The following is a 14,024-nucleotide window of genomic DNA, read 5'->3' as shown; positions in this document are numbered from 1 at the left end:
GATTTCCCGCGCCAGGCGCCCGCTGGCCTGGGCCGCCCCCGCCCGTTGCTGACTGCGCAGGGCGAAGGCGTCCTGGTCGGCGCGGGAGATGTTGAACTGTTCCGCGACGTTTTCGGCAGTCTCCGGCATGGAGTCGATGCCGAAGGTTTTTTTCATCAGCGGATTGACGAAGCGCCAGCCGATGGTGGTGTCGTAGAGGTGTGCATCGCGGGAGAACGGCTGCTCGGCCTTGCCCATTACCAGTGGTGCACGGGACATCGATTCGACGCCACCCACCAGCATCAGCCCGGCCTCACCACAACGAATCGCCCTGGCCGCCGTGCCGATCGCATCCAGCCCGGAACCGCACAGGCGGTTGAGGGTGGTGCCCGGAACGCTCACCGGCAGCCCGGCCAGCAGTGCCGACATGCGTGCGACATTACGGTTGTCTTCGCCGGCCTGGTTGGCGCAGCCGTAGATCACGTCGTCCACCGCTGCCCAGTCGACTTGCGGGTGACGACGCAGCAGTTCACGCAGCGGTATCGCGCCGAGGTCGTCGGCACGCACACTGCTGAGGGCGCCGGCGTAGCGGCCGATGGGGGTGCGTACCGCATCGATGATCAAGGCATCATTCATTCGGGTTCTCCTGCGCGAGCACCGTGCCGCGCACTTTGTAGGACTTGCCATGGAACAGCGCGATCAGCTGGCCCTGTTGGTTTTCAATGCGTACGTCGTAATTGCCGGTGCGCCCGGATCGGCTTTGCTCGATGCAATCAGCGGTGAGCGTATCGCCCTGGTGTGCCGGGGCGATGTAGTCGATGCTGCAACCGATGGCCACCGTGGCGTCGTTGTAGCTGTTGCAGGCAAAGGCAAATGCCGAGTCGGCGAGGGCGAACAGGTAGCCGCCGTGGCAGGTGCCGTGACCCTGGATCATGTCGGCGCGCACGCTCATGCCGACCCGTGCGCAGCCTGGCGCAGCAGAAAGCAGACGCATGCCCATAGCCTGGCTGGCGGCGTCACGCTGGAGCATGGTTTGCGCGCAGGTACTGGCCAGGTGCATCGCTTCATGGTTAGTCATGCAAGGCTCTCCCTTCGGCGACCCGGCGCCGCAGCAGCAACGAGGGGCGATAGCGTTCTTCGCCGTACCCGGCTTGCAGATTGTCCAGAACAGTGAGGATGTGCCCCAGGCCAATGGCGTCGGCCCATGCCAGCGGACCTTGGGGGTAATTGACCCCGGCGCGCATGGCCAGGTCGACGTCGGCGGCCGAAGCCACACCGTGCAGCACGGCATCGGCCGCTTCATTGGCGAGCGTCGCGACGGTGCGCATTACCGCCAGGGCCGGGCTGTCGCTGAGTTGGCTGACGCTGAGCCCGGCTCGTTGCAGCAGGGCCACGCCTTGTTGCAGGGCGGTTGGGTCGATGTTGGCACAGCAGCTGACGGCGATGCGGCTGGCCTGGCCATAGTCAAACGCCAAATCGAACAGGATCAGGTTGTCCAAGCCATCTTCCCTGGCACGCTGGCAGGCCATGCGGCCGTCGCTCAAGGCAAGCACCGCGTCGCCGACCCGCACTACGCCATGGCCGTCGCGCTGGATCACTTCAACACCGTGTTCACGCAGACGCGCAAGCAGTGCGTTGGCCACGCCCAGATCGCCTTCCACGACGCAGGTGTCTACGACGGCGCGGCTGGTGACTTCAGTCGGCTGCGCACGGGTGATGCCATCGGCGTAGTGGTAGAACCCCTGGCCGCTCTTGCGTCCCAGGCGCCCCGCATCCACCAGCTCCTTCTGGATCAATGACGGCAGGAACCGCGTATCGCCGTAATAGGCGTCGAACACCGAACAGGTCACGGCATAGTTGACGTCATGGCCGATCAGGTCGGTCAGCTCGAACGCGCCCATGGCAAAGCCGCCAGCGTCGCGCATCAGTGCATCAAGGGTCGGGCAGTCGGCGGCACCTTCCTGCAGCAGACGCAGGTTCTCGGCGTAGAAAGAGCGGGCGACACGGTTGACGATAAAGCCTGGCGTCGAGCGGGTGTGTACCGGTTTTTTGCCCCAGGCCTTTGCGGTGTCGTACAGGCACTCGGCCAGCGACGGATCGCTGGCCAGGCCGGAGACGATTTCCACCAACGCCATCACCGGTGCAGGGTTAAAGAAGTGCAAGCCCAGCAGGCGTTGCGGGTGGTCGAGTTGCGCGGCAATGCTAGTGATCGACAGCGACGAGGTGTTGCTGACCAGCATGCAGTGCTCACCGCAGAGGCTTTCCAGCTGACGGAAGAGCGCGCGCTTGACCTCGAGACTCTCGACGATGGCTTCGATGATCAGCGCGCAATCGGCCAACGCCGCGATGTTGTCCACAGCCTGCAGGCGAGCGACAGTTGCCAGCCGCGCCTGGTCCGACAGCTTGCCTTTCTCCACCCGTTTGCCCAACTGCCGGTCAATACCTTCGATAGCTTGCGCCGCAGCGCCCGGGCGATTGTCCAGCAATAGCACTGGGTGGCCGGCCTGTGCCGCAACCTGGGCAATCCCGGCGCCCATGGCCCCGGCGCCGATCACGGCGATCTGCGCGTTTATGTTCAGTGCCGTCATGACTCAGCGCCCCTTGAAATTTGGGGTGCGTTTTTCCATGAATGCGCCGACGCCTTCACGGTAATCCTCGCTACGCCCGGCCAGGCGCTGCAGGTCCTTTTCCAGTTCCAGCTGCTCGTCGAAGGTGTTGCTCGGGCTTGCGTTCAGGCTGCGTTTGATCAGCGCCAGGCCGTAGGTTGGCTGCGTGGCCAGATGGCGGGCGAGAGTCAGGGCCTCGTTGCGCAATTGGGCATCGTCCACCACGCGGTAGATCAGCCCCCATTGCTCGGCCTGCTCGGCGCTCAGGCGATTGCCCAGCAGGGCCAGCGCTTTGGCGCGAGCCATTCCGACCAGGCGCGGCAGGGTCCAGGTGCCACCGGAATCGGGGATCAGACCAATCTTGCAGAAGGCCTGGATGAAGCTCGCCGAACGTGCGGCAATCACCAAGTCGCAGGCCAGCGGAATGTTTGCGCCGGCGCCAGCCGCCACGCCATTGACTGCGCAGATCACTGGTAGCGGCAGGTCACGCAGTTGGCGGATCAGCGGGTTGTAGAACTTCTCGATCGACTCGCCCAGGTCCGGCACCGCGCTGCCTGGCGCGACGTTGCGGTCGCTCAGATCCTGCCCGGCGCAGAAGCCGCGGCCTTCACCGGTCAGCAGCAGTACTCGCACGTCCGGACTCTGGCGAACCTGCTTCAGCGCTTCCTTCACTTCGCCATGCATCTGTGCATTGAAGCTGTTGAGCTGCTCGGGCCGATTGAGGCTGAGCATGGCAACACCAGCCTCGATGGAAAACAGGATGTGTTCGAAGTTCATGGTCATGGCGCTCTCTGAGAGGTCGTTCGCTTTTTTGAAAGGAGGTTTGCTGATCGGCTTACTGCCCGGTAAACGTCGGCGTGCGCTTTTGCTGGAACGCCTGGATACCTTCATCGCGGTCGCGGGTGCCGGCCAGCACGGTGAATGCGTGGCGTTCGAAACGCAGGCCGCTGGCCAGGTCCGTGTCCATGGCCTTGAGCAGCGCTTCCTTGGCCAGGCGTACCGCCAGCGGGGCCTTGGTGGCGATGTTGCGGGCAATGTGCAGGGCACGTTCGACGGTGAATTCCGGTTGGGTAACTTCACTCACCAGGCCGGCCCGTTGCGCCTGGCGGGCATCGATCGCCTCGCCGGTCAGGACCATCTGCATTGCCATGGATTTGCCCACGGCCCGCAGCAGGCGTTGGGTGCCGCCGGCGCCGGGCATGATCCCCAGATTGATTTCCGGCTGACCGAACCGCGCGTCCTCACCGGCAATGATGATGTCGGCGTGCATCGCCAGTTCGCAGCCGCCGCCGAGGGCAAAGCCGTTGACGGCGGCGATCAGTGGTTTGTTGAAGCCAGTGATGGTCTGCCATGAAGTCTGGCGCGGGTCCTCAAGGATGCCGACCAGGTTGCGCTCGGCCATTTCCTTGATGTCGGCGCCAGCGGCGAAGGCTTTGCGGCTGCCGGTCAGGACCACCACCCGGGTGGTGGCATCGGTCTGGGCGGCAAGCAGTTCGTCGGCCAGTTCGCCCAGCAACTCGGTGGTCAGGGCGTTCAGCGCTTGCGGGCGCTGCAGGGTAATCAGACGGACGCCCGGCTCGATGAACTCGACAGCAAGGGTTAGAGGCATGGCGGATGCCCTCACGGTGCACGCTCGGCGGTGATGCCGGCTCATTATTGGATCGGCGCGGTAGGCCGGTTTTGCCGGAGTATACCTACAACGTGATACGTAAATGCAACTACAAAATGTATATAACGTGTCTTATTATGGGTTCTTGGGGTTTGTCGTTCAGTCGGCTGGACACGCTTTTATAGCGCTTATACATCCTATTAATTGGCGTATATAACGATTTTGCGGCCCTTGTTAACGCCGATTTGTCGAGGCGTGGCAAGTGATACGCTTTTTTGCCTTTGTGTTGATAAAATCGATGTGATACAAAATACGTTCATAACGGCATCGCTTTGCGATCATGCCTTGTCACGTGCTTCAAGGAACGTCCCATGACCTGCTATAGCCTCGACGGCCTGACCCCGGTGGTTGATCCCACTGCTTATGTGCACCCTTCGGCTGTGTTGATCGGCGATGTGATCGTCGGTCCTCACTGCTACGTCGGACCCTTGGCCAGCCTGCGGGGCGACTTCGGTCGGATCGTGCTGGAGGAGGGCGCCAATTTGCAGGACACCTGCGTGATGCACGGTTTTCCGCACAGCGACACGGTGGTCGAGCGTAATGGTCATATTGGCCACGGCGCGGTGTTGCACGGTTGCCGGATCGGCGCGGATGCATTGGTGGGAATGAACGCGGTGGTGATGGACAACGCGCGAATCGGCCCGCGTTCCTTTGTCTCGGCGGCGGCTTTTGTCAAAGCCGGATTCGAGTGTGCGGAGCAGTCCCTGGTAATGGGCGCGCCGGCCAGCGTCAAACGCGCTCTTAGCGATGAGGAAGTGGCATGGAAGCAGGCGGGCACACGCGAATATCAGCAACTGGCCAAGCGATGCCTGAAGCAGATGCAGGTTTGCGAACCGCTCGCGCAACCGGAACCCGGGCGCCCGAGAATCAGCGACAGCGGCCTGCGACCCAAGAGCAGCACTCTGTGAACACCCTATGGGGGCGGGCTTGTTCGCGAAAGCGATCTGACGGTCACCGATGTGAAGCCTGATGACCGCTTTCGCGAGCAAGCCCGCTCCCACAAGGACATTGGGTTCACAGGCTGGCTTTCGGTATATTCCTTTTCTTTTTTCAAGCCGGTACGCCCATGTCGTCCCTGATTCCCCTGAACCATCTGATTACCCGCTTCCAGGAGCAGACGCCGATTCGCGCCAGCTCCCTGATCATCACGTTGTACGGTGACGCTATCGAGCCTCATGGCGGAACGGTCTGGCTGGGAAGCCTGATTCAATTGCTTGAGCCCATGGGTATCAACGAGCGGCTGATCCGTACCTCGATCTTCCGCCTGACCAAGGAAGGCTGGTTGACCGCCGAAAAGGTCGGGCGGCGCAGTTATTACAGCCTGACCGGCACCGGTCGCCGGCGTTTCGACAAGGCCTTCAAGCGGGTCTACAGCTCAACCGTGCCTGCGTGGGATGGTTCATGGAGCCTGGTGATGCTCACCCAACTGACCCAGGACAAGCGCAAACAGGTGCGCGAAGAGCTCGAGTGGCAAGGTTATGGTGCGATCTCGCCGGCGGTGCTGGCCTGCCCGCGCAGCGACCGCAGCGATCTGAACGCCACCTTGCTCGACCTTGGCGCCCAGGAAGAAACCATCGTTTTCGAGACGACAGCCCAGGATGTGCTGGCCTCCAAAGCCCTGCGCCTGCAGGTACGCGAGAGCTGGAACATCGAAGAACTGGCGACCCACTACAGCGAGTTCATCCAGCTGTTCCGGCCCCTCTGGCAGGCGCTTCGCGAGCAGGAAAACCTGCAGCCGGCGGACTGTTTCCTGGCACGGGTCCTGCTTATTCACGAGTACCGCAAACTGCTGTTGCGCGACCCTCAGCTGCCGGACGAATTGCTCCCCGGTGACTGGGAAGGCCGCGCTGCACGCCAGCTGTGCCGCAACATTTATCGTTTGATTTACGCCAAGGCCGAGGAGTGGCTGAACAGTGCGCTGGAAACTGCCGATGGACCGTTGCCCGACGTCGGTGAAAGTTTCTATCGACGCTTCGGTGGGCTGAAATAGCTCACCAGAGCCAGGAGCGTGACGGTCAGGGAGGATCCGTGGATTGGCGTGGATAATAAAAACAAGCCTGCGTGAGGTCCCACATGATTTCTTCGATTGCACAGCGCCGTGACGGGTTCGACCAATGGATCCATCAGATCAATCAGATCTGCGGCGCCTTTAATGCGCAGCCCCTGGGCAGCGACTTTGTCGGCCAGATCCAGGAGCACCAGGACGGCGCTCTTAAGGCCAGCTTTGTCGAGGTGTGCCAGGCGCGGTTGTATCGCACTCCGCTGGAAGTCGCGGCGGGCGAGGGCGGCAAATATTTTGCAGTGTTCCAGCTCGACGGCACTGCCGGTATGGCCCAGGCCGACAACAAGGTGCTGCTGTCGGCAGGTGACATCACCCTGATCGACGCTTCGCGTCCCAGTGACTTCACCTACAGCGAGAACTCCCGGCAGTTGTCGCTGATCCTGCCGGCGCAGTTGGTCGAGCAGACCTTGCGCTTCAATCAGGTGCGCTGCGGTCACCGGATCGCCGCCAACTCGCCGATTGCCATGTTATCCCGGCGCCTGATCCTTGATGCTACCCGGCAAAAATGCCTGACTCGCCAGGAAAGTGAAGCGACCCTGGAGGCGATTGTCAGCCTGCTGCGCCCAGCGATCAGCCACAGCGAAGAGTGCGCAGATGTCCACGAGCGCGCCTTTCGCCGGACCCTGAGCTTTATCGACCAACACATCCGCTCCGAGGAGCTGTGCCCCGAATGGCTGGCGCGGGAAGTCGGTATATCGACTCGTGGGCTGTACCGGATGTTCGCCAGGAACGGCCTGGTGGTGGCGCGGTACATAAAGAACCGGCGTCTGGATTTGTGTGCTGAATCCTTGCGCCAGTCGCGATCCGAGCAGAAATTGTCGGTGCTGGGGTATTCCTGGGGGTTTTCCGATTCGAGTTATTTCTCGACGGCGTTCAAATCACGCTTCGGCATTTCCCCCGGTGAATACCGCAAGCAACACGCCTGAGCGGATGTTTTTAGGATCCTGGCCACCAGCGCGATCCTATGGGAGCCAGCAGGCTGGCTCCCACAGGTTTTGCGCCAGGTATCAATCTGCGTTTCTACCTCGCGTTGAGATTCAACGTCGGCGTTTCATCAAAGAAATTCCACGGCTTGAGCAACACATGCACCCACTCCGTGGGCATGATCGGCCACTCTTCCGCGCGGGCGATGTGGGTCGTGCCGGTGGTCAGCCAGACCACGTTGTCGGTGTTATCGATGGCCTGGTTGTCCTGGGTGAATTGCCCCAGCCCCGAGTCCTTGTCCGAACGGTTCGGGTACTTGCCCTCGGGGTATTTTTCATCCGGGTTGTAACGCGTCACCCAGAGCTGTTTGTCCATGAAGCTCTGGCGGTGATACAGCCATTCGTCCTTGGCGAAATTGGCTCCCTTGGCCACCGGATGTGTGCCGCCGGCGTAGGGAATCAGTTGATAGGACACCGGATTGCCCACCTTGTTTTCCTTGCTGAAGTTGCTCAGCAGCCGCACGGTCGAAGGGTCGAATTTCTGTGCCGCCTGCTGTTCGGTGCCGACCACTTGCTGTTCGGTTTGCATGGTGCTGGTGCGCGGGCCACCTCGCTCGTTTGACGCCACCCGCGGATTCACCTCCACCAGCGAATTGTTCTCGCCATCCACGTCCAGGTCCAGGCGGAAGTTGTAGATGTGCTGGTGGGTAGTGCCGACGATGTTGTGATCCAGCAGCGTCCCGTAGCGGGTATCTTCCTTGGCTGTGGCATCGTGCATGGTGCTCGATTTTACCCCCTTGACCGCCTCGATTCCGGTGGCGCCGGCATCGATGCCGAGCGTGCCGTTCTGCTGGAAGACCCAGTCGAAAATGTAGTCGTAGTTACCAACGGTACTGATCCAGCGCACCACCAGTTCGCGGCGCTCGGTGCTGAGGTTGGGCTGACCCATCTCCTGGTGTTTGTATTCCGGGCCCGCGTAGCGCTCGAAGATCGCCATGGCACGAGGCACGGTAGTGGGCTTGCCCGTGTAGTCGGCGAGGGTGGCGTCCAGCAGCACGGCGTTCGCCGGCGCGTCCTTGCCCCGGGCAATCGGCGAGGTCAGGGTACCCATGCCGTACTCGCCGGAGTCCAGGTAAGCCTTGAAGTACCAGCCGCCATCGGGATCGCCGTAGGGCACGATCATGCCGCCCAGGGAGCCTTCGTACATGACTTTGCGCTTTTTGCCCTTGTCGTCGTAGGTCACCGTCGACAGGATCGGGCCGACCCGTGAGTCGAGGCGCACGTGAAAGTCCCAGTTCTGCCAGTGGATGCTGTTGCCGGTGATGGTGTAGTTCTTGCCCTCGGGCTCGGTGATTTCCAGCGGCTTGACGGCTACCCCCGTGCGTCCCCTTCCGTCGTAAGGGGTGGGCTTCATCGGCACCGGGATCACGCCGCCGTCCTCGATCTTGATCAGCTTCTTCTGTTCCAGGTCGACCACCGCCACCAGGCCCTCGATGGGATGGCTCCAGTAGTTACCGTCGCCGGTATTGAGGTAGCTGACGATCTTCAGCAGGCGCTTGTCCTGCGCCAGCCCGTCCTTGCCGTCGAAGTAGCCCACGGTCAACGGTGTCGCCACGACCTTTTTCACATCATCGATGCCGCGCTTGGCCAGGGCCAGGGCGTACTCGGGGCTGGCCTCGATGGCCGCCTGCACGGTGGCAAAGTCATCCAGCAACACCATGCCGTGGGCGCCTTCCACCGGTTGCCAGGACTGGAGGGCGCGACGGTCGAGATCAATCAAGCCTTCGATCACATGCTTGCCATCGAGCACCACGATATTTGCCTGTCGCGGCTGCGCGACGGCCTGGCCGGTGAGGGCAAAGTTCCAGGCCTGATCCTTCGGCGGCTCGTGGATGGACACCTCTGTGAAACGAAAGCCCGGCTTGTAGTGCCCTGACTGCTTGACGATCTCCACCGCCCGGCTGATTTCATCGGCGCTCAGGGGGTTGAGCGGGTTGGGCCTGGTCTCGACCACGAACGTTTTGTCCAGGCCTGACTGGAATACCTGGTTGATGAAGTCCTTGGACATGTAGGCCGTGCTGCCCTTGAACACTACCGGCACCGTCAATTCGATGCGCTTGCCATTGAGCATCGCCACTTTGCTGTCCGGCTTGACCTTGAGGTACACACCATCGCGGGCAATCACGAACAGGTTGGCGTAGTCGTCCCATTTCACCGTGGCCCCAAACGCCTCGAGACCCGATTGCAACGGCACCATCTCGGCACGCCCGCCGTGGGCGCTGGCCTGGGGGACCCCGCCGGACAGGCACAATGTGCTGAACGCGACCGCCAGCGCGAGTCGGGCCAGGGGTGTTTTTTTCGGTGACGTAATCGAGGTGAGCATGGACGAATTCCTTGGGGACAGCAGGTGACTGGCATTGCTGCACTTTGCTACAGCCAGCGAACGGCTTCTTTGGTTTTTCTGCCAGAATCCTTTGGCTTTGTGCCTAAATCAACTGTTGAGTCATATGCTGATGCAAGTCGCTGTACGGCCGTGGTCTGGAATCCATTGCTTCGCCTTAATAGGAAGCATTACTATTCACGCCCCGCCTCCACAGCACGCCACAATGACCCCCAAGCTGCCCCGTAGACCCGGCTTTTTCGAGCATTACGAAGAGTTGGTTGGCACCTGGACCCGTCGCCTGAGAAATCGTCAACAGGCCGAGGATCTGGCCCACGACACCTTCGTGCGAGTGCTTGAGTCGGATTCGACGGTGGTGGAGCAGCCTCGTGCGTACCTGCACCAGACGGCGCGCAATATTGCGGTGGACGGGTATCGTCGCGAGGATCGACGGAGCGCCATGGAGTCGCAGGCGGATCACAGTGCGTTGTCGTGTGGCGACCCGGAGCATTTCATACAGGCGATTCAGTTGGCCGACTCCATCGAGCTCGCGCTTGCCGAGTTGCCGGTCAATTGCCGCAAGGCTTTCGTGTGGCAGAAGATCGAAGGCCTGACCCAGGCTGAAATTGCCGAGCGCCTGGGACTGTCCAAGAATATGGTGGAAAAGTATATGATCCGCACGCTGCGGCATCTGCGCGATCGTCTGGATGGGTTGCAATCATGATCGACCGCGTCTTTCCATTCTGCGCCAAACAGGACTTCCCATGACGGATACTCGTGACTGCGCGTGCGGACAAGCGGCGGTTCGCGATGAGGCGGCGCGCTGGTTTGTACGTTTGCAGGAGCCGATGGTGAGTGTCCTGGAGCGTCAGCGGTTTGCAGCCTGGTTGGCTGAACACCCACAGCATCACTATGAGTTTCAGGTGCTGGAGGGGATCTGGTCGGCGGCGGGCCTGCTGCCGGCGGCGCGTTTGCAGGCCTTGTGTGACGTGCCGCCAGCGCGCAGCACGCGTCGGCCGATCCTGCGCTATGCCGTGGCCGCCAGTGTGCTGGCCGTGGCACTTGGGTTGGGTTGGTTCAGCGCCATGAATCAGGCGGCAACCTATACTGCCGAATTCTCCACGGCGCTGGGCGAGCGTCGGCAAGTGGCTTTGCCGGACGGTTCGATGATCGACCTCAACAGTCGCAGCCGCATTCAAGTGCATTTTGCAATGCACCGCCGCGACATCGAGCTGACCGAAGGTGAGGCGATGTTCAGCGTCGAGCACGATTCTGAACGTCCCTTCGTGGTCGCGTCGGGCAGCGGAAAGATCACCGTCACTGGCACCCGTTTTGATGTGCGCCGCGACTCCGCAGAAACCCGCGTGGTGGTAGAACAGGGCACGGTCAAGGTCCAGGGACGGGACGCTGCCGACACCCCATCCATCACCCTCAGCGCCGGCATGGGCACCCGTGTCGATGGCAAGGGCAAGGTCGTCGCGGCGTATCCGGTGAATGCTGCGCAGCTGACCGCCTGGCGCAGCGGCAAGCTGGTGTTCAACAATGCGAGCCTCAGCGAAGTAGTGGGCGAGGTCTCCCGTTACCGGGAAAAACCACTGCGGGTCGCCAACGACAAAGTGGGCAATCTGCGCCTGACCAGTGTGTTCAAGTCCGACAACACCGATGCCCTGTTGAAGGCTTTGCCGAGCATTCTCCCGGTGGCCGTGCGCACCCTCAATGACGGCAGCCAGGAAATAATTTCAAAATAGGTTCAGGTTTTTTTCGAGTTCTTCGTCTTCTTGTCCAACTGCAACTGGTTTGCATTAACAAACGCATACTCTTGCGATTCACAGGATAAGTTTCGACGTGAAAAAAACCATCGCCCATCACAAAAAACCATCCTGGCTACCGCTGGCTCTGGCCTTGTCCATCAACTGTGCGCTGCCCCAGGCATTTGCTGCAAACGCCATTCACATTGAGGCGCAGCCGCTGGGGCAAGCCTTGAGTCAGTTGGGGCTGCAGACTTCACTGCAGGTTTTCTTCAGCCCGGAGCTGGTCGCCGGCAAACAGGCTCCCGCCGTAGACGGCAACCTGTCCCCCGAGCAGGCCTTGCGTCAGTTGCTGCAAGGCAGCGGCCTGGATTATCAGATCGATGAAGGCTCGGTCACCCTGACCTCCGCGCCGACGTCCGCCCAGGACGGCCCGCTGGAACTCGACGTGACTGATATCAAGGTTGTCGGCAACTGGCTCGGCGATGCCGATGCCGCCGTGGTGCAGAACCACGCCGGCGCACGCACGGTGATTCGTCGCGAGGCCATGGTGGAGCAAGGTGCAATGACGGTCGGCGACGTGTTGAAACGTGTACCGGGCGTGCAGGTGCAGGACGCCAACGGCACCGGTGGCAGCGATATTTCCTTGAACGTCGGTGTGCGCGGCCTGACGTCGCGCCTGTCGCCACGGTCCACCGTGTTGATCGACGGCGTACCGGCGGCCTTCGCGCCCTATGGCCAGCCGCAACTGTCGATGGCACCGATCTCCTCCGGCAACCTCGACAGCATCGACGTGGTGCGCGGCGCAGGCTCGGTGCGTTAGGGGCCGCAGAACGTGGGCGGGGTGATCAACTTCGTCACCCGGGCGATCCCTGAACAAGCGTCCGCCGAGATTGGCACCACCTTGGAAACCTCTCGACACGGTGGCTGGAAGCACATCGATACGGCGTTCGTCGGCGGTACGGCGGACAACGGCATTGGCGTGGCGCTTTTGTATTCGGGCGTGAACGGCAATGGTTACCGTGAGCGCAACAACGGTAACGACATCGATGACGTGATGCTCAAGACCCACTGGGCGCCTACCGATACGGATGATTTCAGCCTAAATCTGCATTACTACGACGCCAGCGCCGATATGCCCGGCGGGCTGAACCAGGTGCAGTACGACGCCAATCCTTTTCAGTCCAACCGTAATAACGACCGCTTCAGCGGACGCCGCAAGGAAGTATCGTTCAAGTGGGCCCGGCAGATTGACGACCGCACCCAGGCCGAAGTGCTGACTTACTATTACGACAGCTTCCGTGGCAGCAGGATCGCCGCGCGCGATCAGAAAACCCTCGGTTCATTCCCGCGCACCTATTACACCTTCGGCATCGAGCCGCGGGTGTCCCATGTGTTCGACCTTGGCCAGACCACCCAGGAAGTCAGCGTCGGTTATCGCTACCTCAAGGAAGGTATGCACGAATCGGCCAGCCGGTTGGGGCTAAACGACAGCAACGAGCCGGTGGTGAGTCCGGGTGCCGACGGGCACGTGTACCAGGATCGCACGGGGGGCACCGAGGCCAACTCGGTCTACGTCGACAACAAGATCGACGTCGGCAAGTGGACCGTAACGCCGGGCATCCGCTTTGAGCACATCAGCACCGACTGGCACGATCGCCCGGTATTCGACACGGCTGGCAGGCCGGTGCCGGAAAAAAAACGCAGCATTGAAAGCAACGAACCGCTGCCGGCGCTGAGTGTCATGTACCACCTCTCCGACGCCTGGAAGCTGTTCGCCAACTACGAAACCTCCTTTGGCAGCCTGCAATATTTCCAGCTCGGCCAGGGCGGCATCGGTGACGAGACGGCCAACGGCCTGAACCCGGAAAAGGCCAAGACCTATGAGGTCGGGACTCGCTACAACGATGACGTGTGGGGCGGGGAGGTAACGCTGTTCTATATCGACTTCGATAAAGAGTTGCAGTACACCAGTAACGACGCGGGCTGGACCAACCTCGGTGCGACCACTCACCAGGGCATTGAAGCCTCGGTGCACTACGACCTTGCGGCGCTGGACCCACGACTCGACGGCCTGACCGCCAACGCCAGCTTCACCTACACCCGGGCAGTGTATGAAGGGGCGATTCCAGGCTTTAAGGGGCGCGACTTGCCGCTCTATTCCCGTCAGGTGGCAACTGCCGGGCTGCGTTACGACGTCGACCGCTGGACCTGGAACGTGGATGCTTTCGCCCAGTCGAAACAGCGTTCACCAGGTATTGCAGTGAACGCCGATGGCAGTTTCACCGGCAACTACATCACCGAAGGCACCGCGGATGGCCAGTACGGCGACATTCCCGGGTATGTCACCTGGAACGTGCGCGGCGGGTATGATTTTGGCGCGACGCTGTCGAACCTGAAGCTGGGCGCGGGGGTGAAGAACGTGTTCGACAAGCAGTACTTCACCCGATCCAGCGATAATAATGCGGGGATGTATGTAGGGGCGCCGCGGACGTTTTTTGTGCAGGGCAGTGTTGGATTTTAAGATCAGGTCGCGTTCATTCAGGGAATGCGGGTTATCGTTGACATCCATCGCCAGCGCGCCGGTTTGATGCCTGCGTTCGGGTACACCGAGCCTGGGCGAGGTGCCGAGTGGTGGGGCAGAAAGCGCTTGGTTA

General features: G+C 61.4%; 11 protein-coding genes and 1 pseudogene. 6 read left to right on the top strand and 6 right to left on the bottom strand.

Annotation, left to right across the window (positions count from 1 at the left end; all coding sequences use genetic code 11):
- The 5 genes from L9059_RS25670 to paaF form a co-directional block, all read right to left on the bottom strand.
- Positions 1 to 615: thiolase family protein (locus L9059_RS25670; RefSeq protein WP_282615610.1), on the bottom strand; the 615-nt coding region annotated here is incomplete at its 3' end.
- A complete protein-coding gene (paaI, locus tag L9059_RS25665; RefSeq protein ID WP_247293661.1) occupies positions 608 to 1,057 on the bottom strand; it encodes a hydroxyphenylacetyl-CoA thioesterase PaaI in 450 nt (149 codons plus the stop codon). The genes L9059_RS25670 and paaI, both read right to left, overlap by 8 nt.
- Entirely contained in the window at positions 1,050 to 2,567 is a 1,518-nt protein-coding gene (gene paaH / locus L9059_RS25660) for a 3-hydroxyacyl-CoA dehydrogenase PaaH (protein ID WP_247293660.1), read from the bottom strand. The genes paaI and paaH overlap by 8 nt, the downstream gene beginning before the upstream one ends.
- A gap of 3 nt (positions 2,568 to 2,570) precedes the next feature.
- On the bottom strand, positions 2,571 to 3,362 hold the full coding sequence (gene paaG / locus L9059_RS25655) for a 2-(1,2-epoxy-1,2-dihydrophenyl)acetyl-CoA isomerase PaaG (protein WP_247293663.1): 792 nt from the start codon (positions 3,360 to 3,362) through the stop codon (positions 2,571 to 2,573).
- 58 nt (positions 3,363 to 3,420) lie between these two features.
- Positions 3,421 to 4,194 carry a 2,3-dehydroadipyl-CoA hydratase PaaF gene (gene paaF, locus L9059_RS25650; RefSeq protein ID WP_247293659.1) on the bottom strand — a complete coding sequence of 258 codons (774 nt, stop codon included), beginning with the start codon at positions 4,192 to 4,194 and terminating at the stop codon, positions 3,421 to 3,423.
- 371 nt (positions 4,195 to 4,565) lie between these two features.
- On the opposite strand from paaF, the gene paaY reads away from it, so the two are divergent.
- The 3 genes from paaY (at position 4,566) to feaR (ending at position 7,242) form a co-directional block, all read left to right on the top strand.
- On the top strand, positions 4,566 to 5,162 hold the full coding sequence (paaY, locus tag L9059_RS25645; protein ID WP_247293658.1) for a phenylacetic acid degradation protein PaaY: 597 nt from the start codon (positions 4,566 to 4,568) through the stop codon (positions 5,160 to 5,162).
- A 158-nt stretch (positions 5,163 to 5,320) separates the two neighbouring features.
- Complete coding sequence (paaX, locus tag L9059_RS25640) at positions 5,321 to 6,244, top strand: phenylacetic acid degradation operon negative regulatory protein PaaX (protein WP_247293657.1); 924 nt, start codon at positions 5,321 to 5,323, stop codon at positions 6,242 to 6,244.
- 83 nt (positions 6,245 to 6,327) lie between these two features.
- Positions 6,328 to 7,242: a transcriptional regulator FeaR gene (gene feaR, locus L9059_RS25635; protein ID WP_247293656.1), complete on the top strand. Its 915-nt coding sequence runs from the start codon at positions 6,328 to 6,330 to the stop codon at positions 7,240 to 7,242.
- 94 nt (positions 7,243 to 7,336) lie between these two features.
- On the opposite strand, the gene tynA is transcribed toward feaR, so the two are convergent.
- On the bottom strand, positions 7,337 to 9,622 hold the full coding sequence (tynA, locus tag L9059_RS25630; protein ID WP_247293655.1) for a primary-amine oxidase: 2,286 nt from the start codon (positions 9,620 to 9,622) through the stop codon (positions 7,337 to 7,339).
- Positions 9,623 to 9,845: 223 nt separating this feature from the next.
- Between tynA and L9059_RS25625 the strand changes: the two genes are divergently transcribed.
- The 3 genes and pseudogenes from L9059_RS25625 to L9059_RS25615 all read left to right on the top strand — a co-directional run bounded on the left by L9059_RS25625 (position 9,846) and on the right by L9059_RS25615 (position 13,891).
- Positions 9,846 to 10,343, top strand: coding sequence for a sigma-70 family RNA polymerase sigma factor (locus L9059_RS25625; RefSeq protein WP_247293654.1), 498 nt, complete (start codon positions 9,846 to 9,848; stop codon positions 10,341 to 10,343).
- 40 nt (positions 10,344 to 10,383) lie between these two features.
- On the top strand, positions 10,384 to 11,367 hold the full coding sequence (locus L9059_RS25620) for a FecR family protein (RefSeq protein ID WP_247293653.1): 984 nt from the start codon (positions 10,384 to 10,386) through the stop codon (positions 11,365 to 11,367).
- A gap of 97 nt (positions 11,368 to 11,464) precedes the next feature.
- Positions 11,465 to 13,891 (top strand): annotated as a pseudogene (locus L9059_RS25615) (TonB-dependent siderophore receptor).
- Positions 13,892 to 14,024: the final 133 nt, after the last annotated feature.

This window comes from Pseudomonas violetae, from assembly GCF_023072615.1.
GTDB classification, from domain to species: domain Bacteria; phylum Pseudomonadota; class Gammaproteobacteria; order Pseudomonadales; family Pseudomonadaceae; genus Aquipseudomonas; species Aquipseudomonas violetae.
The sequence above is the reverse complement of the archived record's forward strand: the minus strand, read 5'-3'. Positions and strand labels throughout refer to the sequence as shown.